General features: G+C 67.3%; 17 protein-coding genes and 6 pseudogenes. 13 read left to right on the top strand and 10 right to left on the bottom strand.

Going from position 1 to position 23,643, the window contains the following annotated elements; genetic code table 11:
- Positions 1-600: 600 nt before the first annotated feature.
- From cas7c to cas5c, 3 genes are read right to left on the bottom strand one after another with little or no spacing between them, the layout of a single operon-like run.
- Positions 601-1,626 carry a type I-C CRISPR-associated protein Cas7/Csd2 gene (cas7c, locus tag ACWPN3_RS00115; protein ID WP_492242392.1) on the bottom strand — a complete coding sequence of 342 codons (1,026 nt, stop codon included), beginning with the start codon at positions 1,624-1,626 and terminating at the stop codon, positions 601-603.
- Between the two features lie 16 nt (positions 1,627-1,642).
- Positions 1,643-3,475 carry a type I-C CRISPR-associated protein Cas8c/Csd1 gene (gene cas8c / locus ACWPN3_RS00110; RefSeq protein WP_492242393.1) on the bottom strand — a complete coding sequence of 611 codons (1,833 nt, stop codon included), beginning with the start codon at positions 3,473-3,475 and terminating at the stop codon, positions 1,643-1,645.
- A complete protein-coding gene (cas5c, locus tag ACWPN3_RS00105; RefSeq protein ID WP_492242394.1) occupies positions 3,472-4,206 on the bottom strand; it encodes a type I-C CRISPR-associated protein Cas5c in 735 nt (244 codons plus the stop codon). Before cas5c ends, cas8c begins: the two co-directional genes overlap by 4 nt.
- A gap of 398 nt (positions 4,207-4,604) precedes the next feature.
- Here cas5c and ACWPN3_RS00100 point away from each other — a divergent pair.
- From ACWPN3_RS00100 to ACWPN3_RS00060, 9 genes and pseudogenes are all read left to right on the top strand, one after another.
- Positions 4,605-4,742, top strand: a pseudogene (locus ACWPN3_RS00100) (helix-turn-helix domain-containing protein); the annotation flags it as partial.
- Positions 4,743-4,863: 121 nt separating this feature from the next.
- Positions 4,864-5,040 (top strand): annotated as a pseudogene (locus ACWPN3_RS00095) (LysR family transcriptional regulator); the annotation flags it as partial.
- 94 nt (positions 5,041-5,134) lie between these two features.
- Complete coding sequence (locus ACWPN3_RS00090; RefSeq protein WP_492260966.1) at positions 5,135-5,527, top strand: LysR substrate-binding domain-containing protein; 393 nt, start codon at positions 5,135-5,137, stop codon at positions 5,525-5,527.
- 179 nt (positions 5,528-5,706) lie between these two features.
- Positions 5,707-6,393 (top strand): hypothetical protein, encoded by a 687-nt coding sequence (locus ACWPN3_RS00085; RefSeq protein ID WP_492260965.1) that lies wholly within the window; start codon positions 5,707-5,709, stop codon positions 6,391-6,393.
- Positions 6,394-6,403: 10 nt separating this feature from the next.
- Complete coding sequence (locus ACWPN3_RS00080) at positions 6,404-7,579, top strand: hypothetical protein (protein WP_492260964.1); 1,176 nt, start codon at positions 6,404-6,406, stop codon at positions 7,577-7,579.
- Positions 7,483-9,195: an NAD-glutamate dehydrogenase domain-containing protein gene (locus tag ACWPN3_RS00075; protein ID WP_492261121.1), complete on the top strand. Its 1,713-nt coding sequence runs from the start codon at positions 7,483-7,485 to the stop codon at positions 9,193-9,195. The genes ACWPN3_RS00080 and ACWPN3_RS00075 overlap by 97 nt, the downstream gene beginning before the upstream one ends.
- Positions 9,195-9,269, top strand: a pseudogene (locus ACWPN3_RS00070) (NAD-glutamate dehydrogenase domain-containing protein); the annotation flags it as partial. The gene ACWPN3_RS00075 and the pseudogene ACWPN3_RS00070, both read left to right, overlap by 1 nt.
- A 49-nt stretch (positions 9,270-9,318) precedes the next feature.
- Positions 9,319-9,444, top strand: a pseudogene (locus tag ACWPN3_RS00065) (NAD-glutamate dehydrogenase domain-containing protein); the annotation flags it as partial.
- Between the two features lie 70 nt (positions 9,445-9,514).
- Positions 9,515-10,777 carry an NAD-glutamate dehydrogenase domain-containing protein gene (locus tag ACWPN3_RS00060; RefSeq protein ID WP_492260963.1) on the top strand — a complete coding sequence of 421 codons (1,263 nt, stop codon included), beginning with the start codon at positions 9,515-9,517 and terminating at the stop codon, positions 10,775-10,777.
- 255 nt (positions 10,778-11,032) lie between these two features.
- On the opposite strand, the gene ACWPN3_RS00055 is transcribed toward ACWPN3_RS00060, so the two are convergent.
- From ACWPN3_RS00055 to ACWPN3_RS00025, 7 genes and pseudogenes are all read right to left on the bottom strand, one after another.
- Positions 11,033-11,509: a VOC family protein gene (locus ACWPN3_RS00055; RefSeq protein ID WP_109451923.1), complete on the bottom strand. Its 477-nt coding sequence runs from the start codon at positions 11,507-11,509 to the stop codon at positions 11,033-11,035.
- Between the two features lie 426 nt (positions 11,510-11,935).
- A complete protein-coding gene (locus ACWPN3_RS00050; protein ID WP_492242396.1) occupies positions 11,936-12,427 on the bottom strand; it encodes a hypothetical protein in 492 nt (163 codons plus the stop codon).
- A 136-nt stretch (positions 12,428-12,563) separates the two neighbouring features.
- A complete protein-coding gene (locus ACWPN3_RS00045; RefSeq protein WP_492260962.1) occupies positions 12,564-13,520 on the bottom strand; it encodes a glycosyltransferase family 9 protein in 957 nt (318 codons plus the stop codon).
- A 189-nt stretch (positions 13,521-13,709) separates the two neighbouring features.
- Positions 13,710-14,309, bottom strand: coding sequence for an O-linked N-acetylglucosamine transferase family protein (locus ACWPN3_RS00040; protein ID WP_492260961.1), 600 nt, complete (start codon positions 14,307-14,309; stop codon positions 13,710-13,712).
- A 172-nt stretch (positions 14,310-14,481) separates the two neighbouring features.
- Positions 14,482-14,595, bottom strand: a pseudogene (locus ACWPN3_RS00035) (hypothetical protein); the annotation flags it as partial.
- Between the two features lie 472 nt (positions 14,596-15,067).
- Positions 15,068-16,189, bottom strand: a pseudogene (locus tag ACWPN3_RS00030) (tetratricopeptide repeat protein); the annotation flags it as partial.
- A gap of 770 nt (positions 16,190-16,959) precedes the next feature.
- A complete protein-coding gene (locus ACWPN3_RS00025) occupies positions 16,960-17,805 on the bottom strand; it encodes a MarR family transcriptional regulator (RefSeq protein WP_492260960.1) in 846 nt (281 codons plus the stop codon).
- A gap of 1,147 nt (positions 17,806-18,952) precedes the next feature.
- On the opposite strand from ACWPN3_RS00025, the gene ACWPN3_RS00020 reads away from it, so the two are divergent.
- The 4 genes from ACWPN3_RS00020 to ACWPN3_RS00005 form a co-directional block, all read left to right on the top strand.
- The gene (locus tag ACWPN3_RS00020) at positions 18,953-19,897 is read left to right on the top strand and encodes a replication initiator protein A (RefSeq protein WP_109451914.1); all 945 of its coding nucleotides are present in this window, start codon (positions 18,953-18,955) and stop codon (positions 19,895-19,897) included.
- 120 nt (positions 19,898-20,017) lie between these two features.
- Positions 20,018-21,040 (top strand): AAA family ATPase, encoded by a 1,023-nt coding sequence (locus ACWPN3_RS00015; protein ID WP_109451912.1) that lies wholly within the window; start codon positions 20,018-20,020, stop codon positions 21,038-21,040.
- Positions 21,030-21,884 (top strand): ParB/RepB/Spo0J family partition protein, encoded by an 855-nt coding sequence (locus tag ACWPN3_RS00010; protein ID WP_492242400.1) that lies wholly within the window; start codon positions 21,030-21,032, stop codon positions 21,882-21,884. The genes ACWPN3_RS00015 and ACWPN3_RS00010 overlap by 11 nt, the downstream gene beginning before the upstream one ends.
- Positions 21,885-22,164: 280 nt before the next feature.
- Positions 22,165-23,643: ABC transporter substrate-binding protein (locus tag ACWPN3_RS00005; protein ID WP_492260959.1), on the top strand; the 1,479-nt coding region annotated here is incomplete at its 3' end.

Below are 23,643 nucleotides of genomic sequence, written 5' to 3'. Positions count from 1 at the left end.
GGGACTGGAGATTAAACCGCTGATTTCCTCCGTTTGATGTCGCTAAAGCGTACGCTCGCAACAAACCGAATCTGACTAAAAGGAAGCACAAGTGGTCAATGATCGCGAAGATCACCTTTAGACTGCACACCCGCACGCGACATGAACGATGCGGTGATAAGGCCAGCCTCTAAGATATGCAGTTTTCAATCCGCGCACCCGCAAGAGATGCAGACTTTCCGAGTTGAACAGGCAAGCGGCATCCACGCTGCAAGACCTTAAGCATCATCTTTACCAGCGTCTGCTGGCCATGTTTCAATCGGCGCATCCACAGGTGATGCAATAAGGGCGCGGGGTCGGCACCTGGTCCAATCGTGTTTCAATCCGCGCATCCGCAGGGGATGCAATTGCTTAACCATAAATCCGTGTTCCAACAACTGAATCCGTACCAAATCTGCGAACCGTCTCATGAGGACTCGGCGACTGGAAATCCAATCGCTTTACGAGCTCCTTTAACACACAGATATTCAGCACTTTTGACCAATTACGAACCTTCCGACATTCGGCTGTGCGCTTGAGGTTCGCGCGGAACAAGGACAAGCCACCAAACCACAAGCTTCTTCAAAACCGGACGATCGCTTCTACACCGGCCGGCATGTTGGTGAGATCGAGGTCGATCTCGTAATCCTCGAACCGCCGTGCTGGCGGTAGAGTATCCAGCTCGGAGCTGGCAAGGTCATACGTTGCCCCCTGTACCCGGCGCCGAACCGTGACACGCCGAAATAGGCTGGCGGGAGATGCATTGCCGAGGGCACTATCGTGACGGAAGACGATCAGCCGCCGGCTGGCCATTTCCCCACGCGCAGCCGAGTGGTCATGGTCGAACATCCGCTCCAACGCCGTCCACAGCAGCTCGAGGTCACTCTCATCGAAACTGATGCCCTCTGCTTGTTTGGCCGAGATATAGCCATGGACACGATAAAGGGCGTAAGGCACCCGGTACTTGCGTCCCATTGTCCGGTTTTCAATGCGCTCGTCGTCAGAAGCTGCCTCTCCTTCCTGCAGCGGCGTGAGACTATCCAAGTTGGTCCTTAGGTCCTGACCGGGCCGCTTTGCTCTCTGCGTCTTCCGGTTCCGCTCTTCCGGTTCTGCGGTGGCTGCCATGCGGGTGATCGTGATCTCTTGCGGCAGGATCGGCTCGACCGATTCGGCGAAGCACAGTTGTACTGGGCCGAGAACCTGACCGCAGTTCACCCCGAAGCCCATCACAGCGCCAAAGGTGCGCACGTCGAAGAAATGATCGCACATAAACCGACGCAGAGCTGCCGCCTCGTCATCGTCCCGCGGTGACAGCCGGGCGGCCGTTGCCACCGCTGCTTCGCCAGGACGTACCGCCCGATAGGCGTCACGGTGCGTCCGGTTGAGAATGGCACCATCGCGCAGGTAGATTCCAAAGCGAGGATCATCACCGTGAAACAGGCTGACGTAATTGCGGATTTTACGCTTCAGACAAACATCGGTCACCAGCCCATGACTGGTTTCTGGATCGAGGCGAGGCTGGTTGCCAAGGTCGGGGTCGCCGTTGGGGTTGCCGTTCTTCACCTCGAAAAACAGGACGCACTCGTAGCGGTTTGAGACAGCAGGCATGGGCTCATTCCTCCGGTTAAGCAACCGTATCGGCAACCTCTGAATCGGGTTTGCGAGCATGGCGTTGGTGGTAATAGCCGACAGCGAAGCGGCCCTGTGCCATCGGCTGCAGTTGGCGCGGAAGATTCATGTCCAGATCGCGCATGATCTCGTCGATTTCGCGCTCGAACCAGACAGCGAGGCCGCGGGTCACGCGCTCCCTGTGCAGCACCTTCAGATGATGGGGGGTGGTGCGCAGCAGCAGAGGAAAGACATTGGCCGGCGTGGCCGAGGCCGCACCGTAATAACGGTCCCGGACACTGGCGTTGAGCCGTCCCAGGGCGGCACGCTGGACATTCTCAAGAACAGCGAACAGCCGTCCGAGCCGGTAGGCTTGATCGAACTCCTTACGATCGAGGCTCACTGACACCTCCATGGCCGGATCGGTGTGTGGATTGGCACTGCCACGCCGGTGCCGGTGGGCAGCACGCTGGAGGATCGCTTTGCACAGGGCAGCACGCGGGCCATCGACAGGTTCGCCGGCACGCAAACACTGGAGGACCGCCGCCAACAGGGTCGACGGATAACGCTCTCCCGTCAGGATCGCCCTCATCAGGTCGCCGGCGAGTTGCTGCGGAACGGATCCGGAGCGACCCTGCCGTGCTACGGCATAGAGCAGCGCCGCCGGTGAGGGAGGTATTTTCCAAGCTAGTGGCTCGATCCGCAGATCGTGCCAATGAGCGGTCAGTCGATCGATCAGCTCCCCCGCGGTCACCTCCTGCCAGAACCGCACCGACAGGCGTGGACCGTTCGGCATGAGGCCGAGGATAGACACGCGGACGCTGGGCTCTACGCCAATAGCGGCGGCTTGCGCAGCGGCAGGCTTATCCAGCCATTCCCAGCGACGGCGAAAAACCGGGCACCCCTCTTCATTGATGGCAGGAGCGGGTGGTCCGGTAGGCGCTAACAGGCTGCCCACCAGCGCCTCGATCCGACGGGCCGCCGCCTCACCACGGACGGCGGCGTCAGCCCAGAACACCATGGTGATGTCCCCGATCCGGAGTTTGGATCGGCTGCCCGGTGCCAGCAGCGCGTTGAGCGCCGCGCCGTACTGGAAGGCAGCAGCTTCCGAGACGGGAGCGTTATCACCCTGGACCTTGCCATGGGATCTGAAAGCAGGCTGGTGGAAAGACACCAGTGATGCGCCGGTTGTCGGGGCTCCCCACACACCCTTGATCGCAGGGTGCAGACGAGCAACCGGGGCAACCTGGCCTGTGACCAAGCACATTGCCTTGGGTCGGTCACCCTCAGTGGCATGGGGTTCCCACGCGGCCTGGGCTGCCGGCCGATCATGCAAAAAGCGCGGCCGACCGGCGGCATCGACATCGTCGAGCAGGCGAAAAACAAGTGTGCGATCGAGCATCGCCGGCGAGAATGGCGCTCGCCGGAAGCGACTTGGCGTCCAGCTGCGCAGAAAGCGCAAGACCGCCAGGAGGCCGGGATCCTCTGTGCCATCCAGCAGCCGCTCGTGCCAATCACGGAAGGCCTCGGCACGGGCAGGATGAGCGGATGGTTCCGTGCCCTCCGGCGAGCTGCCGAGCCCGAGAACGAAGTGGCTGTTGTCCCAGAGGAAGAAGGGCCGGGGCTTGATGCCGGATCGCGTGAACGACCGCGGAACCGCCATCGACTGCCCGCCGCCGCGGTTCTGTTCTCCAGCGGGAAGCCGGAGGTCGTCACAGGCGACGGGCTCGCCGTCTGCCGATAGCACCAGCCCGAAGGCAATGCGCTCACGCGTGAAACCGAAGGACGGGACATCGCGACGACGTTCCAGCCGGCCATAATGGGAGGTAAGAGAGGCGAGGACCGTCATGGCCGCACCGCCGTAACAAAGGGTGGAACGCTGATAACGCCGTCGCGCAGAATGGCGTGGAAAAACCGGGCGGCGTGATTGTTGGCGTAGTCGATGTCGAGCAGCATCGGGCCGAGATCGCGGTCGCGCTGGTCATCGGGCAATTGGTGCTCAGGCAATGGCCCCTCCCACAACGCGACATCGGCTGGAAACTCGCGGGTGCCAAGATAGGGCGAGCGGAAATACTGACCGCGCCGGGCTCGACGACGAAAGATAGTAAGGGGTTCATCCAGCCTGTCACTGCTTGGCGCATCATCCGTCAGACGAAGGCGAGCGGAGATCAAATAATCGACGTCAACCAAAAAAGTCGTGGCTCGGCGCTGCCGGATGTCCGCGGCGTTCCGCGGCAGACTTTGAATGTCACCGCTCTGCTTTGCATGGCGTACGGAAATAGCCGAAATGCGCTCGCCGACTTCGTTGCGCGTTAGCGACTGGAAGCGAATCGGTTTGAGCACATGAATTCGGTCGATGACCCAACGCAGTCTGGGGCGCCAATAAACAGCTTCAAAAATTCCGCGGGCGGCAGATGGCGTGATGACCGGATAGGAGGAACGCTCAGTCTTGAACTCCGCGCATGAAAAGCAAGCGCGAGCACCAGAGACACGCAATGTGGCGTCACATCCCATAGCAGCCTCCCACAAAAAGCATTTATCGGAAGGATAGTTGATTTTCCTCCGAAAAAAACTGGTCATCAGCGATATACTTATGGGAATTATCACCAGAATTTGGCATAACGGGTCCAGAATATTCTAACTTTCAGATTTTGCGATGGGGGATATAGTAATTAAGATCACGGAATTTTGGTGAATTTTCTCTCAGAAAAACTATTATCGACTCAAATTTATTATTATAACATTCAAATGCAGTTAAATTTTCTTCCATGGCCTTCGAAACATAGGTGAGCCAAAACTGGAAGACTGAAATTCAAGAACAGGGTGCTGGTCGCAGCGGTAATTTTACAAAACAAGATTGTCTTTATGTGGATTTCCACAGAACCAAAAACACTTCGCTAGTCCATTCCGAGCACGGTTGTGGCGAACTATTTTATGGTTCCAGCGAGTGCGTTATATGGGTGCTCTCGTAAGGTTTTATGGTTCCATCCAGACAGACCATGCGCTTCGACCTGACCGACCTGCGGCTGTTCCTGCACATTGTCGAGACCGGCAGCATCACCGCCGGGGCGGAGCGCAGCGCGATGGCGCTTGCGTCGGCCAGCGCGCGGGTGCGCGGGATGGAGGAGGCGCTGGGCATCCCGCTGCTGGAACGCTTCCGCCGCGGCGTCTCGCCCCACACCGGCCGGCCGCGCGGTGGTCCACCATGCCCGCCTCGTCCTCCACCAGCTGGAACGCATGCGCGGCGAGCTGGCGGAATACGCCAAGGGACTGAAGGGCCATGTCCGGCTGCTGTCCAACACCGCGGCGATCAACGAATTCCTGCCCGACGCGCTCGCCGGCTTCCTCGCCGACAATCCCAGCATCGACATCGATCTGGAGGAGCGGCCGAGCCACGCCATCGTCGAGGCGGTGGCCGCCGGGCTGGCCGACCTCGGCGTGGTCGCCGACATGGTCGATCTCGGCGGGCTCGGAAACCCGCCCCTTCCGCAGCGACCGGCTGGTCGCCGTGCTGCCGCTGTCGCACCGGCTGGCCGGGCACGAGCGGATTTCCTTCGCCGACCTGCTGGACGAACCCTTCGTCGGCCTCAGCGCCGGCAGCGCCCTGCAGGACGATCTGAACGGCCACGCCACCCGCGCCGGCCGCAGCCTGTCCTACCGCGTGCGGGTGCGCGGACCGGTGGCGCTCTGCCGGCTGGTCGAACGCGGGGTCGGGGTCGGCATCGTGCCGGAGACCGCAGCCCTGCGGGCGCTCGACAGCGGCGGCCTGCGGGTCATGCCGCTGAGCGACCCCTGGGCGCCCCGCCTGCTGGTGCTGTGCGCCCGGAATTTTGCCGATCTTCCCGCCCACGCCCGCCGGCTTGTCGATAGCTTGTCCGAAAACGCCCCGGCGCCGATCTGAAACGCCGTTAGGACAGTATAGCTTACCTTTTTTCCCGTCGGTTTTCCTGAATTTCCGCCGGTTTGCCGGTTCCGCCCCCTCCCGCCCACTTCGAGTCGGCTTCTCCCTCCCGGCGCACCGATCCGTCCACCGCCGGATGCGGCGGATGGGCGCTGTGCGCCTTTGCCGCGGCATCGGCGATGGCGGAGCCATGGCGGGGATGTGAATGCGCTATGGATAAATTCGGCGAACATGTGACTGGGTTGTCCGAATCTTTGGACAAATACCCCAAAAGGAGTGCGAATCGCCGCTTGGTCAGAAATCCTGCCGTTTATTTGCCGTCGAAAAGTCGTCGGGGGGTGGTACTACCAATCAAAAGAAAAACGCGTTCAAAGCAGACACGCCCGAAAAACCCGAGAGGAGAAAACCACCATCATGCGTACGGCGACGAAGGATCTGGCAGGCGACTTGCGGCAGCAGCTGGCCGAACTGGTGCGCAGCCGGGTTCCGAACGCGCGGGCGGAGCGCTTCGTGAAGCGCTTCTACGCCAACGTGCCCCCGACGACCTGCTGCGCAGCACGCCGGAACAGCTTTACGGCGCGGCACTGGCCATGTGGCAATGGGGCCAGCAGCGCACCGCAGGCCGGCCCAAGGTGCGCGTCTACGCGCCGCGTCTGGACGAGCACGGGTGGCAGGCCGAACGCTCGGTGGTGGAGATCGTCAACGACGACATGCCCTTCCTGGTCGATTCCGTCACGGCGGAGCTGAACCGGCAGGGCGTCACCGTCCACCTCATCATCCATCCCGTCACCCGCGTCGTCCGCGACGCCGACGGCCGCATCGTCGAGCTGCTGGAACCCGGCGAGGAAGCCGACGGCGCGCACTGACGAATCCTTCATGCACTGCTCCATCGACCCGCTGTCGGACCCGGCCGCCCAGGCCCGCCTGCGCGAGGGCATCGAGCGGGTGCTGGCCGACGTCCGCGCCGCGGTCGAGGACTGGATGCCGATGCGCGAGCGCGTGCGCGCCGCCCGCGACGACATCGCCCACGCCCCCGACGCCGAGGAATTGCAGGAGGCGGCCGATTTCCTGAGCTGGATCGACGACGGCAACATGACCCTGCTGGGCAGCCGCCTCTACACCGCCACCATCGGCGGCGCCGGCCAGGAGCCCTGGCTGGAGCTGGTCGAGGGCAGCGGGCTGGGCGTGCTGCGCGCCCCGGAGATCACCGTGTTCGACGAGCACGGCCACGCCGCCGTGCTGCCGGAGGAAATCCGTGCCTTCCTGCACCAGCCGCGCGCCCTGCTGGTGACCAAGGGCACCCGGCAGGCCACCGTCCACCGCTCGGTCCCGCTCGACGCCATCCTGGTCAAGCGCTTCGACGGCGAGGGCAAGGTGGTCGGCGTCACGCTGGCGGTCGGCCTCTTCACCTCGGTCGCCTACAACCGCAGCCCGCGCGAGATCCCGTTCCTGCGCCGCAAGGTCGCCCGCGTGATGACCCGCGCCGGCTTCGACCCGTCGGGCCATGACGGCAAGGCGCTGCTGAACATCCTTGAGACCTACCCGCGCGACGAGCTGTTCCAGACCCCGTCGGACGAGCTGTTCGAGACGGCGGTCGGCATCCTCTACCTGCAGGAACGCCAGCGCCTCGCTCTGTTCGTCCGCCGCGACCCGTTCGAGCGCTTCGTCTCCGCGCTGGTCTTCGTGCCGCGCGACCGCTACGACACCGCGCTGCGCCGCAAGATCCAGTCGGTCCTCGAATCCGCCTTCCACGGCACCTGCACCTCCTACTTCACCCAGCTGTCGGACAGCGCGCTCGCCCGCCTGCACCTGATGGTGAAGACGGAGCCGGGCAAGCTTCCCCCGTCGACATCGGCGAGATCGAAGCGCGGCTGGTGCAGGTTTCCCGCAGCTGGGCCGACCGCATGCGCGACGCGCTGGTCGAGGCCCATGGCGAGGAGACCGGCAACGCCCGCCTGCGCCGCTACGCCGACGCCTTCCCGGCCGGCTACCGCGAGACCTTCCCGGCGGAAACCGCGGTCCACGACATCGACCGCATCGAACGGGCCCTGACCGAACAGCGGCTCGGCATCGTGCTGTTCCACCCGCTGGAGGCCGACGGCGACGAGCTGCACGTCAAGATCTACCACCAGGGCCGGCCGGTGCCGCTGTCCGACGTGCTGCCGATGCTGGAGCACATGGACCTGAAGGTGATCACCGAGCAGCCCTACGAGGTCCGCCCGGCCGGCGGTTCCACTCCGGCCCAGTCGGTCTGGATCCACGACTTCGCCGCCCGCACCCAGAACGGTCTGCCGGTCGACTGCGTCAAGGTCAAGCAGACCTTCCAGGACGCCTTCGCCGACATCTGGGACGGCCGGATGGAGGATGACGGCTTCAACCGTCTGGTGCTGCGCGCCGGTCTGGCCGGCCGCGAGGTCACGATCCTGCGCGCCTACGCCAAGTACCTGAAGCAGGCCCGCTTCGCCTACGCCCAGGACACCATCGAGACGACGCTGGCCGCCCACCCGCAGACCGCCCGCCTGCTGTCCCGCCTGTTCGCCGCCCGCTTCGATCCGAAGAACCTTGTCGAAGAGGCGCCGATCCTGGAGCAGATCGAGACCGCGCTGGACGCCGTCACCAACCTCGACGACGACCGCATCCTGCGCCGCTTCGTCAACCTGATCCGCGCCACGCTCCGCACCAACGCCTATCAGACCGGGCCGGACGGGGCGCCCAAGCCGCACCTGTCCTTCAAGCTGGACAGCGGCTCCATCGAGGAGCTGCCGCTGCCCCGCCCGTGGGTGGAGGTCTTCGTCTACAGCCCGCGCATGGAGGGCGTCCATCTGCGCGGTGGCAAGGTCGCCCGCGGCGGCATCCGCTGGTCCGACCGCCGCGAGGATTTCCGCACCGAGATCCTCGGCCTGATGAAGGCGCAGATGGTGAAGAACACCGTCATCGTGCCGGTCGGCTCGAAGGGCGGCTTCGTCGTCAAGCGTCCCCCGCCCGTCAGCGCCGGCCGAGAGGCGGCGCTCGCCGAAGGCATCGAGTGCTACAAGATTCTGATGCGCGGCCTTTTGGACATCACCGACAACTTCGCCGCCGACGGGTCCGTCGTGCCGGCGAAGGATGTGGTGCGCCATGACGCCGACGATCCCTATCTGGTGGTCGCCGCCGACAAGGGCACGGCCACCTTCTCCGACATCGCCAACGGCGTTTCCATCGACCACGGCTTCTGGCTGGGCGACGCCTTCAGCGTCCGCGCGGCTCGGCCGGTGTACGACCACAAGGTGATGGGCATCACCGCCCGCGGCGCCTGGGAATCGGTGAAGCGCCATTTCCGCGAGATGGGCACCGACATCCAGACCACCGACTTCACCGTGGTCGGCGTCGGCGACATGTCGGGAGACGTGTTCGGCAACGGCATGCTGCTGTCGAAACACATCCGCCTGCTGGCCGCCTTCGACCACCGCCACATCTTCCTCGACCCCGATCCCGATGCGGCGACCAGCTGGGAGGAGCGCAACCGGCTGTTCGCCCTGCCCCGCTCCTCCTGGGCCGATTACGACCGCTCCAAGCTCTCCGCCGGCGCCATGATCGTCGAGCGCAGCGCCAAGACGGTGGAAGCTGCACGGCGGAGGTCCGCGCCCGCTTCGGCATCGAGCAGGCCCATCTGTCGCCGGTCGAGCTGATGCGCCGCCTGCTCACCGCCGAGGTCGATCTGCTGTGGTTCGGCGGCATCGGCACCTACATCAAGGCCGCGACCGAGACCAACGCCGAGGCCGGCGACAAGGCCAACGACGCGCTGCGCATCGATGGCGGCCAGAATCCGCGCCAAGGTGGTCGGCGAAGGCGCCAACCTGGGCGTCACCCAGCGCGGCCGCATCGAGGCCGCGCAGAAGGGCCGCGACGGCAAGGGCGTCCGCCTGAACACCGACGCCATCGACAATTCGGCCGGCGTCGACACCTCCGACCATGAGGTGAACATCAAGATCGCTGCTGGGCGACGTCATGGCGCGCGGCGACATGACGCTGAAGCAGCGCGACACCCTGCTGGCCGCCATGACCGACGAGGTGGCGGGGCTGGTGCTGGCCGACAACTACCGCCAGACCCAGGCCCTGACCATCGCCGAGGCGCAAGGGGCCGGCCTGCTGGAAGCCCAGCTGCGCTTCATCCGCAATCTGGAGCGCAACGGCCGGCTGAACCGCGCCATCGAGTATCTGCCGACCGACGAGGAGCTGGCCCAGCGGATGGCCGAGCGCCGCGGCCTGACCCGGCCGGAGCTGGCGGTGCTGCTGGCCTATGCCAAGATCACGCTGTACGACGATCTGCTGGCCTCGGAGCTGCCGGACGATCCGGCGACGGTCGAGGATCTGCTGCGCTACTTCCCGCAGCCGCTGCGGGACGGCCAGGGCGAGGCGATCTCGCGCCACCGCCTGCGCCGCGAGATCATCGCCACCGCCGTCACCAACAGCCTGGTCAACCGCGTCGGTCCCACCTTCGTCCGCGACATGGTGGAGAAGACCGGCCTCGGCCCGGCGGATGTCGCCCGCGCCTATGCCATCGCCCGCGACGTGTTCCAGCTGCGCCCGCTGTGGGACGCCATCGACGCGCTCGACACCGTCGTGCCGGCGGCCTTGCAGACGGCGCTGATGCTGGAGACCATCCACCTGCTGGACCGCGCGGTGGCCTGGTTCCTGGCCCACAGCCCGCACCCGCTGGATCTGGGCCGCGAGTCCGCCGCCTTCCGTCCGGGGTGGAGTGCTCGGCCGCCGGGCTGGACCGCTTCCTCGACGAGGAGGAGTCCTCGCGCCTCGCCACCCGCATCGCCGACGCCATTGCCCAGGGCGTGCCGGAGGATCTCGGCCCGCCGCATCGCCGCCTTGCCGGTTCTCGCCGCCGCCCCCGATCTGGTGCGGATCGCCGAGCGCACCGGCCGCGCGGTGGAGGGCGTCGCCTCGGTCTATTTCGGCCTTGGCCGCCGCTTCGGCCTGGAATGGCTGCGCGACCGCGCCAGCACGGCGAAGGTCGACAACCACTGGCAGCGTCAGGCGGTCGCCGCCATCGTCGACGACCTGTTCGCCCACCAGAGCGCCTTGACCGTGCGCGTGCTGGAAAGCGAAGGCGACGCGAGGCCGCGGCGGTCGATGGCCGGATCGCCACCCGCAATCTGGTGGTCGAGCGGGTCGAACAGCTTCTGGCCGAACTGCGCGCCCAGCCGGCGGTCGATCTCGCCATGCTGGCTGTCGCAAATCGGCAGCTGCGCGGCCTGATCGCCGGGTAACCCTGTCACAGAGATAGGAGACGCTCGGTTCGGATGGCTTGGCTGCACTGTCCTGCGCAGCCGGGCCTTTCGGAGTGCCGGTGCCTTTACAGGCACGTTCGGGTACCGGCTTTCAGTCTCCTCGCCTCGGGCGGATCCACCTGATCGTGGATCTGCCGATTTTCTTTTCTCCTGCGTATCTCGGGGGTTGGGTAGCAACGGAACAGAAAACCTGCACAAGGAGCTTTCCCGGACCGAAGGGGCGTTACACGACGCGGGAATGTTGAACGGGCGGCTGCATCAGTTCGATGGTGATACCATCCGGACCGGAGATGTACGCGACCATTGTTCCGCATCGGGGGCCGGCTGGTATCGGCTGCGGCGAACCTTTCACTGCCCACCCCGCCGTCTCAACCCGCGCGATCGCCTTGCGGATATCCGCAACCGTGATGGCGATGTGCGCGGCACCGATCGCACCTGCGCTACGAGGTGTCTGGCCCAGCGTACGGCCTGTCGAATATTCGAGGAGTTCGACAGGGTAACCGTTTGGAGCCGTCACCAGCGCCATTCGGCAGCGCGGATCGTCAACCCCCGTGGCCTCCCGTAGAAACTCCCCACCCATCTCTCCTCGGCGAGCAAGGTCGAAACCCATCGCCTCAGTCCAAAACTGGATCGCCTCCTCCAACGAGGCGACCGAGAATCCCGTATGGTCCACAGCTATCACGCCAGCATCTTCGGCCATTTTCAATCCTCTCATATCGACCAGTTACGTCTGTGCCCGAGCTGACGACGGCTTTGCGGCTTCACCGCTCGGCCTATCACTACGATGGCGGCTACCGGTCACATATGGTCCGACAAACCCCGGTTTGATGTTACGCAGCACGGCCAATCCTAAAAATCCCGAAACAACTGCCAATCCAGACGACAAACCGTGAAATCCTTATGTAGGTTTTCTGTTCCGCTGCTACTCAGACCCCTATCTCCCACTTGCGGCGGGGAAATGCCCTCTCCCGCCTCTCGCACAAACGAAGTTTGTACTGACGGCGTCAGGCGGATCGAAGATCCGCTGAAAGCCCCGGGACAGGGAGGCATATGCGACAGCTCTCTGAACCGTGGCAGGCTTTCCAACTCGAAAGCAACTTTAACGATTTGGCCTGTCGCAGCCGACTCAACCGCCGATGCGCCCAGGATGGTCGCTGTCCAGCAGCGCCTCCACATGCCGGCAGAGCGGGCCGAGCAGCGCCGGCCACTCATTGTCGGTGCGCTCCAGGAACGCCGTGCGCACGCGGTCGCGTTCGGCGGCCAGACCGGCCGGCCCCAGCTCGTGGAAGATGTGGCGCAGGTTCTCCCGGTTCGTCTCCTGCGCCGCCGGGTCGTAGGACCAGCCGAAGCGCGGGTTGCCCGCCCCGTCCCACCAGTCGCCATGGCCGTAGATGGCGAAGCCCGACAGCAGATACTCGATCATGTTGATCGGCCCGGTCTCCAAGTAGGAGGTGTTGCCGACGATCAGGAAATTCTGGCGCAGGAAGGCCATCAGGTCGGCCCGTCCCTTCGGCACATGGGCGGCGACGCTGAAGTCAGTGTTCTCCTGCAAGCCGATGTCGCGCAGGGTCTGGATCAGCTCCGCCGAGTTCTTCCGCGGACCGCCGTGATAGACCAAGCTCCAGCGGCACGCGCCAGGGCGAGAAGCCCGCCCGCGCATCGAACACATCGCGGCTGAGCTGGGCATGCCAGTGCATGCGGCTTCGGATAGGCGTCCGGCGGCTACGGGAAACTGACATGGATGATGGGATCGCTCATCCCCGCTCTCCCATGGTCGCAGCCAGCATGTCCAGAATGCGCCGCGTGGCGTCGGCCGGATCGATGTCGGCGATGCAGTGCGCCTCGGCCGCCAGACAGGACACGGTGCAGGGCGGCACCGCCGCCTCGGGCCGCAGGACCAGCGCCCGCTCCTCTCGCCCGCCGGTCCAGGGCCGGAAGCGCTCCGGCGCGTGGAAATGGTTGGGATCGCCGCCGATGGGATGGCAGGAGAACACCGCCACCGGCACCCCGGCCGCCGCCGCCAGATGGGCCGGGGCGGAATCCATGGTGATCGCCAGTGCCGCCTCCGCCATCGCCGCCGCGGCAACGCGCAGCGGGGTGGCGCCGGTCAGGTCGATGGCCCGTCCCGGCAGTGCCGCCAGAAGCGCGCCGGCAGCCGGCCGTTCCTCCATGGTGCCCAGCACGGCGACCCGCGCATCGAGCGCGCCCGCGACGGCGGAGACCACCGAGGCCAGCCGCTCGGCCGGATAGACACGGCGCAGGCTGGCCGCGCCCGGCGCCACCACGATCAGCGGCCGGCCATCCCCAGGGCGGTCGCCGGACCCGAGAAGCCGCCGCGCCGCCGCCCTGTCCTCCGCCGTCAGCGCCAGTTCCAGCGGCCCCAGATCCGCTCCCGCGCCCAGCGCCTCCAGCAGCGCCGCGTTCTGCTCCACCTCGTGCCGCCCCGGCGGCGGGGCCAGCGCCAGCCCATAGGCACGGTCGAAGCCCTGGTTGCCGTCGGCCTTCCACGGCGTGACCCGCTCGGAGAAACCGGCGACCAGCTTTGCCCGGCTGTTGGCGGCCAGCGTCGTCGCGCCATGGCGGTCGAAGTCGTAGCGCGGCACCAGCGCCAGATCGAAGCCGGCGCGGTAGCACTCGGCAAACAGTTTCAGCCCGCCGGGGGTGATGCCGCGGAAATCGATGCCGCCGCCCTCCTTCGGCCGCGGCGCCACCACCCCGTCGACCCAGCGGCAGGTCAGCGCCAGATTCCGCCACCGCCTCGCGCACCGCCAGCAGGATGCGCGCCTGCGGGGCGGCGGCGCGCAAGGCCCGCAGGAAGGGGGTCGCCATCACGAAGTCGCCGGCCTCGTCCAGCTTGACGACCAGGATGCTGCGGACGGCCGCCAGATCGCAGACGCTCATCACCGCCCCTCCCCTACTGAAACGTCGAAGGCCGCCACATCGAAGGCGACCGCCGGCAGCCCGGCGCACCAGCGGCGCCATGCGGTGCGATAGCCGGCCTCCACCGCGCGGGCATAGCCGGGCTCGTCCATCAGGACCGACCGCCGCATCCGCTCGCGCAGGCCCTCTCGCTGCGCGTCGAGGAAGGCGCGGTCGGTCGCCAGCCGGACACCCTGCGCCAGATAGGCCTCATCGTCCCTCGTCACCAACGCCGCCATCCCGACGGCATCGATCAGGGTCGCCCCCCAATGGCCGATCAGGGTCGGCCCGGTCCGGTTCAGCACCGGCACGCCCATCCACAGCGCGTCGCAGATCGTCGTTCCGCCATTGGCGAAGACGGGGTCGAGCGCCACGTCGATGGTGACGTAGTCCTGATAGGGATCCGGGGTGATGCCGCGCAGTTCAAGCCGCTCCGCCGCGATGCCGTGCCGGGCGAAGGCGGCCAGCAGGCGCCGGTCGGCACCGCCGCCGCTGCCCAAGCCCCGCCATTTCAGCACCAGCTTCGCCGTCGGCACCAGCGCCAGCAGCCGCGCCCACAGCGCGATGGTGGCGGCGTTCACCTTGGTGATGTTGTTGAAGGACCCGAAGGTGATGTGGCCGCGGCGCTCCAGCGGCGGCTGGATCGGCGGCGCGAAGGCGGAGTTCCGCCGGGCGGTAGCACAGCACGCAGCCCGGCAGCCGGATCAGCTTTTCCGCATGCAGCGTGTCCGCCCCCGGCGGCGCCAGGCGGGGATCGGCGAGCTGGTAATCGACGGCGTCGAGGCCGGTGGTGTTGGGATAGAGCGGCAGGCTGACCTGAACCGGCGCCGGGCGGCGCGCCATCAGGGCCATGCGGTTGCGCGACATGTGGCCGCCGGCATCGACCAGCAGGTCGATGCGGTCCTCCCGGATTCCGGCGGTCGAGTTCCTCGTCGGTCAGCACCGCCACGTCGCGCCAGCGGTCGGCTGCCGCCTGGAAACGCTCGGTGGTGGCATCGCGGCTGCGGTCGTTGTGGTAGCAGGTGACCTCGACCCTCCCGCGGTCGTGCCCCTCGATCAGCGGCAGCAGGAAGTGATAGCCCGGCCCCGGATAGCGCTGGAAATCCGGCGACAGGTAGCCGACGCGCAAGCGCCTCTCCGGGTCGCGGCTCTCCACCGCATGGGGAACGGCCGGGACCGCCGGCAGATGGCGTTGGAAGGCGCGATGCTCGCGGAAGACCTCGACCGGATCGGCCCGGTCGTCGAAGCACAGGCAGAACAGCATGTTGGAGCGGATCGCCGCGTCGTCCGGCGTCCGGTCGAGCGCCGCGCGGAAGGCCGCCACCGCCTCCCCATGCAGCCCCAGCGCCATCCGGGCGACCCCGAGATTGGAGTTGGCGAGCGCCAGCTGGTCCATGTCCTGCGCGATTTCGCCGAGCCGTCTGGCGCGGTCGAGGGGCGGGATCGCCTCCTCCGCCGCGTTGGCCTCCAGCAACAGGGTGCCGATGTTGACCCAGGCCGCCACATCGTCGGGCGTCAGCACCAGCGCCCGCCGGTGCCAGGACAGCGCCGCCTCCGGCTGCAAGGCCAGCTGGAAGGCGGATCCGGCATTGGCGGCGAGTGCCGCATCGTCGGACGCCACCCGCACCGCACGCAGCACCGCCGGCACGGCCCCCGCCATCCCCAGCGTCGCCCGCGCTAGTCCCAGCCCCGACAGCGCAAGGCCGGAGTCCGGCCTCAGCGCCAGCGCGTGGCGGTATGCCCGCTCCGCCGCCGCGATCCGCCGCCGGCCATAGAGCCGGCCGGCCAGCGCCAGCACCACATCCTCGGCCAGCGGGTCCAGCCGCGCCAGCCGTGTGAGCCAGACCAGCTCCTGCGCCGGCCCGGTCCCGGAACCGCCCAGGCTGCGGACCGCCGCCGCCTGCGCCGGCACCAGCGCCAGCAGCCGGCGGGTCGCCGCCCAAGCGGCTCCGTTGCCGCCCAGCTGCCGGGACAGCTGCATGTATTGCTCCAGCGGCTCCGCCATCTCCGGCGCCCGTCCCGCCAGCGCCCGGAAGGCCGCCGCCGCCCCGGCGATCCGGCCGCCGTCGCGCAGGGCCGCTCCCCGGTTGAAGGCCGCCAGGATCCGGTGCGGCTCCAGCGCCGCCGCCCGCCCGTACCAGTCGGCGGCCGGCAGGAAGCGCCCGCAATCGTAGAGCGCGTCGCCCAGATCCGCCGCGGTGCCGGCATCCGCCGGTTCCAGCGCCATCGCCCGCAGCAGCGCCTGCGCCGCCGGCTCCTGCCGGCCCAGCCGCGTCCAGCCCGCCGCCTCCAGCCGCGGCAGCGACGGATCGAGCGGCGCCAGACGGCCCGCCGAGCGGAAGGCAGTCGCCGCATCCTCCCATTGCTCCGCCGCCTCCAGCAGACGGCCCAGATTGGCATGGAAGAGCGGCTGGCTCGGGTCGGCCTTCACCGCCTGCCGGATCCGCTCGATCCCCTCCATCACCGCACCGGTCTGCGCCTTGATCAGCCCCGACAGGTGCAGCGCGTCCGCCTGCTGCGGCAGCCGCTTCAGCACCTGTTCGTAGAGCGTCGCCGCCTCGGCCAGCTGCCCAGCCTGATGATGGGTGACGGCACGGGTCAGCAGCGCCTGTGCGTCGGCGGTCCCGGCCGGGCGATGTGGCGGGCGATGGTTCGGTTTCATCCGCTGGCGGCACTCTCTGGTGGTCCGGCGGATAATGCTGGTCGACCGGCCCCCGGACAAGCGGGAGTTCGGGCAGGGGTTCGGCTGCGCGCTGAAGCGCCAGTTCACGCTGCCGGTCGGCCAGGGCGGCTTCGCGGGCGCGGGTGCGGCGGCGCTGCTCCTCGGTGCGGGCGCGCAGCTGCTGTTCCTGGCGCAGCCGGCCCGCCAGCCGCCGCAGATCGTCGGCGGCGCGGCTTTCCACCGCCGGCGGCAGGGCGCCCAGCGCCTCGCGGAAGTCGCCCAGCGTCGGAAAGCGGCTCCAGCCGCTGCGGAAAGCCGCCCACACCGCATCGAAGGCCGCCATCCAGCGGTCGGCCGGCCAGTCCGCCATCGCCCGCACATCGGCCTCCAGCAGGTCGGCGTCGGGCAGCTCCAGCGCGAAGCGGTCGGCCAGCTTCTCCAGCCCGATCAGCACATTCTCGATGCCGATCGGCGGGGTCAGCGTGCCGATGGCCTGCTCGACCCGGTCGGCGAGCGCACCGATCTCGTCCGGCGCCAGATCCTGGGTCTCGAACCGCAGATCCGCGGCGTCAAGCCTGGCCAGCGAGGCGAAGCCGCAAGGCTGCGAGGGTGTCGCGGTTGCGGCCGGCGGCATCGGACGCAGGGCCGGCACGCAGGCCACCGCTTCGGAGTTCGGCACGGAGTTCGGGGCGACGGTCATTGCGGGGCTCCCGGCGGGGTTGGGCGGTGGAGGACTGGACGAAAGGCTGTTCGGCTGGCTGCTCCACCGGCTGCTCCACCGGGGCCACCAGCTCCCGGGCGATCCAGCGGCGCCATGCGGCCCCCGGATCCGGTGGGCGGTAGCCGTTGCGGCGGTGGGCCTTGCGGCACCAGGACACGAACTTCGCCGTCACCCGGCCGGCATCGACCTCCGGACGCTCCAGGGCCGCCCAGGCCAGATCGGCGGCATCGGGCTGCCAGTCGGCCGGCAACGCCTCGTCCTGCCGACCCATCCCCCCGCTCTGGAGGCCCCCGCCCTGGAGGGAGGAGGAGGATTCAGGATTCTGGAAGTCTATGGAGATGTCGGCCGGCGAACCGCTGCTGTCAGCCGGCTGACAGGACATGCCGGCGGTAAAGCCCTCCATCCCCGCCAGCTGATAGGCGAATCCGCGCAGGCCCCGCCGCGGCTTGGCGCAGACCAGCGCCGCCGCGGAGTCCGAAGGAGCGTCCTGCGCGGCTTTCTCCTGCAGGCCCTTCAGCACGGCATTGAACCAGGCGCGGCTTTGCCCAAGCTCCTCGGCCAGCTCGCCTTGCGTGGCGGTGCAGACACCGTCGCGGTCGGCATGGGCGTAGAGCGCGGACAACACCGCGATGTCGGCGGCCTGGATGCCGGGCACGGCAATCCAGCGCCTGTACATGTCGATGTATGGCTTCATTGCATTACCCGTCTGTCGGTCGATCCCTGGGACGGGTGAAGACAAAGGAAGAGCGTCAACGGATTCGCAGTGAATCCGCTTGGCTTTGCGGGCCTGCCCTGCCATCATGGAGTCGCCAAACCGCCAGATGTGGGGTGCCCGGGGTCTTCCTCGGTCTCCTCCGTCCGACACGAAGGGCCCGGAGCAATCCGGGCCCTTCGTGTTTCCGGAGGTCGGTCCTCCGCTACGTCATGATGCTCTCCGTCACGATGCCCTCTTCGGATTGCCTGAGATTCAGGTTGTCTGAGATTGACGTTGCCTGGACCGAATACCGCCCGTCACACCGGCGCGTGGCGCCGGCCAGGAGCTGGCATGGGCGCACGACGACGGCATGAGGGCGGTTTTCGCCCGTTTTTTGAAATGTGTACGTGGCGTTGCGCGTCTGTCCACGGTCTTGGAAGAATCGCCGGGGGACGGCATTTCGCGGACGCCTGCCTGGATTCTTGCGGAGGAATCAAGCACTTGCAGCACCGTTCCTCCGTCCGTCCGGGTCGAAGTGTCGCCGTTGTGCCGAAAGATTCGGCTCCAAACGTCGCCGTTGTGCCGAAAGATTCTTGGCCGTCGGCGGCTTGGGCGGATGGGATGGCCCAGCCGAACGTCGCCGTTCTGCCGAATGATGGAGCGGATTCCACCCCTCCCCTCCCCTCCCCGCTATGGAATCGGCGGAGAATCGGGTGGGAATCGGCCCTTCGGCGGATCGTCCGAACGTCGCCGTTCTGCCAGTCGATGCCCTCCCCAGGGGCCTTCCCGCCCGATCCCTCGACCCCAAGCCATGTAATAACCAAGGAAAATCAATATGTTGATCTGATGCTCCCCTGCCCCGTTCCTCCCCGGCACGGCAGAACGCAGACGTTGCCGCCACCGCGGGCCGGCCGGAGCGGCTCCGGCCCCCGCCGAATCCGCGTCCGGCTCCCGTCCGACGGCCCTCCCCCGCCACCGGCGGCAAAAACTGGCAGAACGGCGACATTCGACCGGGCATTCGGCGCCGCCCGCGGGAATCTTTCGGCAGAACGGCGACGTTTGGCCCGGCAGTGTGGAACCGGGCGGCAGGCTTGTGGATTATGGGTTCAACCCACTTGAGGCCGCCCGGGACCAGCGGAGAGATCGCATGACCCAGACCATCAACGCCGAGCTGCTCGACCGGCCGCTGCAATTGGCTCTGCGGCTCGATTCACCGCTGACCGGCGATGTGCAGAACGACCGCCACATGATGGTCTACAGCCTGTTCGGCCTGTCGAAGGACAAGGCGGAATCGCTGCCGACCTACGATGACGGGAAGGTGCGGATCGAGGTGCGGGCGCCGAAGAATGTCGGCGTTGCGACGATCTGGGACAAGGCGGTGCTGCTCTACGCCATCTCGCTGCTGCGCGAGAAGATGGACTCCGGCAAGGGCTCCAAGCTGGGCGAGCTGCACTTCACCACCAGCGACCTCCAGCGCATCGTCGGCAAGACCGCCGGCGGCAGCGCCTACGACAAGATCGAAGGCGCGCTGGAACGGCTCCAGGGCACGCAGATCAAGACCAACCTGGAAACCGGCGGCGAGGGCGAGAGCGGCGCCTTCTCGTGGATTTCCGACTACAAGCTGCTCTACCAGCGCAAGAAGGACGGCGAGCGGGCGGTGCGCGGGCTGAAGCTGACGCTGTCGGGCTGGGTCACCCGCGCGGCGCTGGGCCACAATCTGCTGAGCTACGACGACCAGTATTTCGCGCTGAAGCCGGTGGAGAAGCGCCTGTACGAGATCGCGCGCGCCCACCTCGCCCGCGGCCATGCCTTCTGGATGGCGCTGGAGCCGCTGCGCAAGCGCGTCGGCTCCGACAACGACCTGCGCAAGTTCAAGAACGCGCTGAATCCCGTCCTGGCCGCCGACCGCATCCCCGGCTACGGCGTCCGCATCGTCGAGACGGCGGAATACAAGGAGACGATGAAGGCGCGCGGTGCCGTGCTGGGCCGCGTGCTGAACGCCGACCTGCCGGTGCTGTTCTGGAAGAAGAGCCAGGGCCAGCCGGAAAACTGGATCGACGTTCCCAAGGTGGAATACGACGAGACGGTGTGAACCCGCCGGTCGATGCCCATGGCGCGCTGATCCCCTCCCCATCCGGTAGACACCCGTTGCCGGAGTCGCGACGACTTGCTAGGGTCGCTGCCGACCGGTGCCGGGGCAGGAGGACGGGGCGTGACAGGGGAACAGTTGAAGGCGTTGCGGGAACGGCGCGGCCTGACCCAGACGCAGATGGCGGCGTTCGTCAATGAACTGACGGGCCGCAAATACGACAAGCAGCGGCTCAGCAAATGGGAAACCGGCAAGGAGGCCCTGCCGCGCGACGTGCTGGGCCGGTTGCTTCTACTGGATCTCGAACGGCCGGAAAGCCCCCTGCCCCGCCGCGGCACCACCGTCGCCGTCGGTTTGCAGAAGGGCGGCACCGCCAAGACGGCGACCTCGATCAATCTGGCCTTCATCCTGGCCCGTGCCGGCAACCGCGTGCTGCTGGTCGATGCCGACCCGCAGGGCAACGCCACCGTCCATGTCGGCGTGCCGCAGACCGACATCGTCGCGCTGACGGAGGCGGGCAGGGTCCTCTACCATGCGCTGATGGGCAAGACGCCGCTCGACGCGGTGATCCGCCCCACGAGCGTCGAGGGGCTGGACGTCGTGCCCTCCAGCATCGCGCTGGCCAGTGCCGACACCGAGCTGCCGGGCAACCTGACCAACGCCCAGACGGCACTGGCCGAGATGCTGGACGGGGTGCGGGACCGCTATGACGTGATCGTCATCGACTGCGCCCCCAACCTGGGTGCCGTCACCATCAACGCGCTGACCGCCGCCGACTATGTGCTGGTGCCCTGCCAGGCGGAGCCGCACGCCATCCTCGGCGTCAGCGCCTTCCTCGACACCGTCGCCAAGATCCAGCGGCGGCTGAACCCGCGGCTGGAGGTGCTGGGCATCCTGCCGACCATGGTCAACCCGCGCCAGACCCAGGACCGCTCGTCGCTCGACGACATCCAGCGCCTGTGGGGCGAGAGCCGCCGGGTGTTCCCGCCGGTGCCGCGCGCAACCATCTACGCCCAGGCCGCGGGCGCCAACGTCATCACGCTGGATGCCGACATCGGCGCACCGGGGGTGGAGAGCTATGCCGCCATCGCCTCGGCGCTGCTGACCGCCATGGGCCGCCTGCAGGAGACCGTCGATGCCGCCTAAGAAGCTGACCCGGCAGACCGCCGCCACCGTGCTCCAGGCCAAGGAGGCCGGCTTCGCCGCCGAGACCGACCGCATGTTCGGGCTGAGCGGCATGCTGCCCCGGCTGGTCGAGGTCGATCTGGACGCCGTCGAGACCAATCCCGGCCAGCCCCGCACGGTGTTCGACGACGAGTCCCTGCGCTCGCTGGCCGACTCCATCGCCCGCCACGGGTTGCAGCAACCTGTCCTCGTCCAGGAGGCGGAGCAGAAGGGCCGCTACCGGCTGGTGGCCGGCGAGCGGCGGCTGCGCGCCCACCGGCTGCTCGGCCGCGGCACCATCGCCGCCATCATCACCAAGGGCCGGCCCGAAGAGATCGCGCTGATCGAGAATGTCCAGCGCGTCGATCTCGACGCCATCGACCTCGCCCGCGGCCTGTCCCAGCTGATCGAGGCGCACGGCTACACCCAGTCGGAGGTGGCGGCGGCGGTCGGCTGTTCGGAGGCCGAGGTGTCGAAGCGCCTGAAGGTGCTGCGCCTGCCCGACGACATCCTGGCCGATTACCGCGCCAACCCCGACGCGGTGTCGCGCTCCGCCCTGGTCGAGCTGGCCTTCGTCGAGGACGAGGCGGAGCTGCGCCGGCTGTGGCAGACGGCGCGCACCGGCGGACTGACGGTGGGTGCGGTTCGGGCCGCCCGCCCGGCGGCGTCCAGCACGGCGGAACCGATGCGGGTGCTGGGCAAGGCGATCAACCGGATGGACAAGGATCTGGCCGCCATCGACACCGTCGCCCAGGCCTTGCAGCGCGAGCACCGCGAGCGGCTGCAGGCTCTGCGCGACCGCATCGACGCCCTGCTGAACGGCTGAGGTTTCCTCCCTCTCCCCCCGCTCACGCGCAAACTTCGTTTGCGCTGACGCGACAGGCGGACCATAGGTCCGCCGATAGCGGGGAGAGGGGATCCAATTTCGATTACGAAAGCCCGCTCCGGTTGTCCTTCAATCAGAAGGCGCGTTAAAGTTGCTTTCGATTGCGAAAGCATCTGGCGCTCGGCCAGGGTGACCGCCTGCCCCGCCCCGTGTTAAGGATTGCCTGCAAGACTATCGGGGGTACGGGTCAGCGATGCAGGCGGTGCGGAGACGACATTTCTTGAGCCTGCTCGGCGGCCTGCTCGGGGGCGCCAGTCTTGCCGCGGCCCTGCCCCGGCCGGCGATGGCCGCCGGCACCCTGCGCATCGGTTTCAAGTCCCTGCCCGGCGGACTCAATCCGCTGACCGTCAGCGATCTGGTCGCGCGTCAGGTCCTCGGCTCGATGTATGAGAGCCTGACCACGGTCGATCCCAAGGGCCGCATCCTGCCCGGCCTCGCCACCGCCTGGGAGGCGTCGGCCGATGCCCGTCGCTGGCGGCTGACCATCCGCGACGGCGTCACCTTCCACACCGGCCGGCCGCTGATCGCGCGCGACGTCAAGCGCAGCTTCGAGGCGGCGCTCAGCGGCGACGGCGCCAACTTCGCCGTGCTGGCGCTGTCGAAGGTGCGGGGCTTTCGCGAGCTGCGGGCGAAGACCGCCGCCGAGCTGTCCGGCATCACCGTGATCGACGACCGGACGCTGGAGGTGGTCTGCGACGAGCCCTGCGCCGTCTTCCCCTTCGCCCGGCTGAACATCGTCGATGTCGAGGCGGCCGAACAGGCCGGCCCCGACTGGTTCCGCAGCCTGTCGGCGGGAACCGGCCCCTACCGGCTGGTGCGGTCGAGCGACGGCATCCGCATGGATGTGGAGGCCAACCCCGGCTGGCGCGGCGGTGCTGTGCCGTTCGAGCGGGTGTCCTTCCTCGCCACCGGCATCGGCAACGACGGCATCACGCTGTTCAACGACAGCCAGATCGACTTCACTTTCGTCGACACCGATGCGCTGCGCGGGGTGATGGACGATCCCGGCTTCAAGCGCTCGCTGTCGAATGTGCCGCGCATGCAGATGCGGGTGGTGGCGCTCGACCCGCGGCGGGTCAAGGCGTTCGGCGATCTGCGGGTGCGCCGGGCGATGTCGCTGCTGATCGACCGCAGCGCCATGGTGGAGCGCTTCTTCCGCGGCGTGGCGAGCGTCCACAACGGCATCGTCCCGCCGGCGCTGCTGTCCAACGAGAAGCTGGAGCCGCTGGTCTACGACCCGATGCTGGCCAAGCGCCTGTTGGAGGAGGCCGGCTATCCGGAGGGGCGCGGCATCGAGCCCTTCCAGGTTACCGTCGTGCCGGAATACCGGCGGGAATTCGTCTATTACGTCTCGCAGTGGAACAATGCCGGCATCCCGGCGAAGCTGGTGATGGCGCCGCGGCAGGAGTTCATCGCGCGCTCGCGCCGCCGCGATTACGACGCCTTCCTGTTCGGCTGGACCGCCACCTATCCCGACCCGATGAACTTCCTGGACGAGCTGTTCAGCAGCAGCAGCCGCTTCAATCCCGTCGGCTGGACCAGCGCCCGGTTCGACGGCCTGATCGAGCGGGCAATGGCGATCCCCGATCCCACCCAGCGGGCGGAGGTCTACAAGGACGCCGAATGTCTGGTGATGCAGGATTTGCCGGTGATCCCGCTGGTGGTGCCGGACTATGTGGCGCTGCGCGGCAATGTGCTG

It is taken from the genome of Azospirillum sp. UENF 111221 (genome assembly GCF_058780625.1).
The sequence above is the reverse complement of the archived record's forward strand: the minus strand, read 5'-3'. Positions and strand labels throughout refer to the sequence as shown.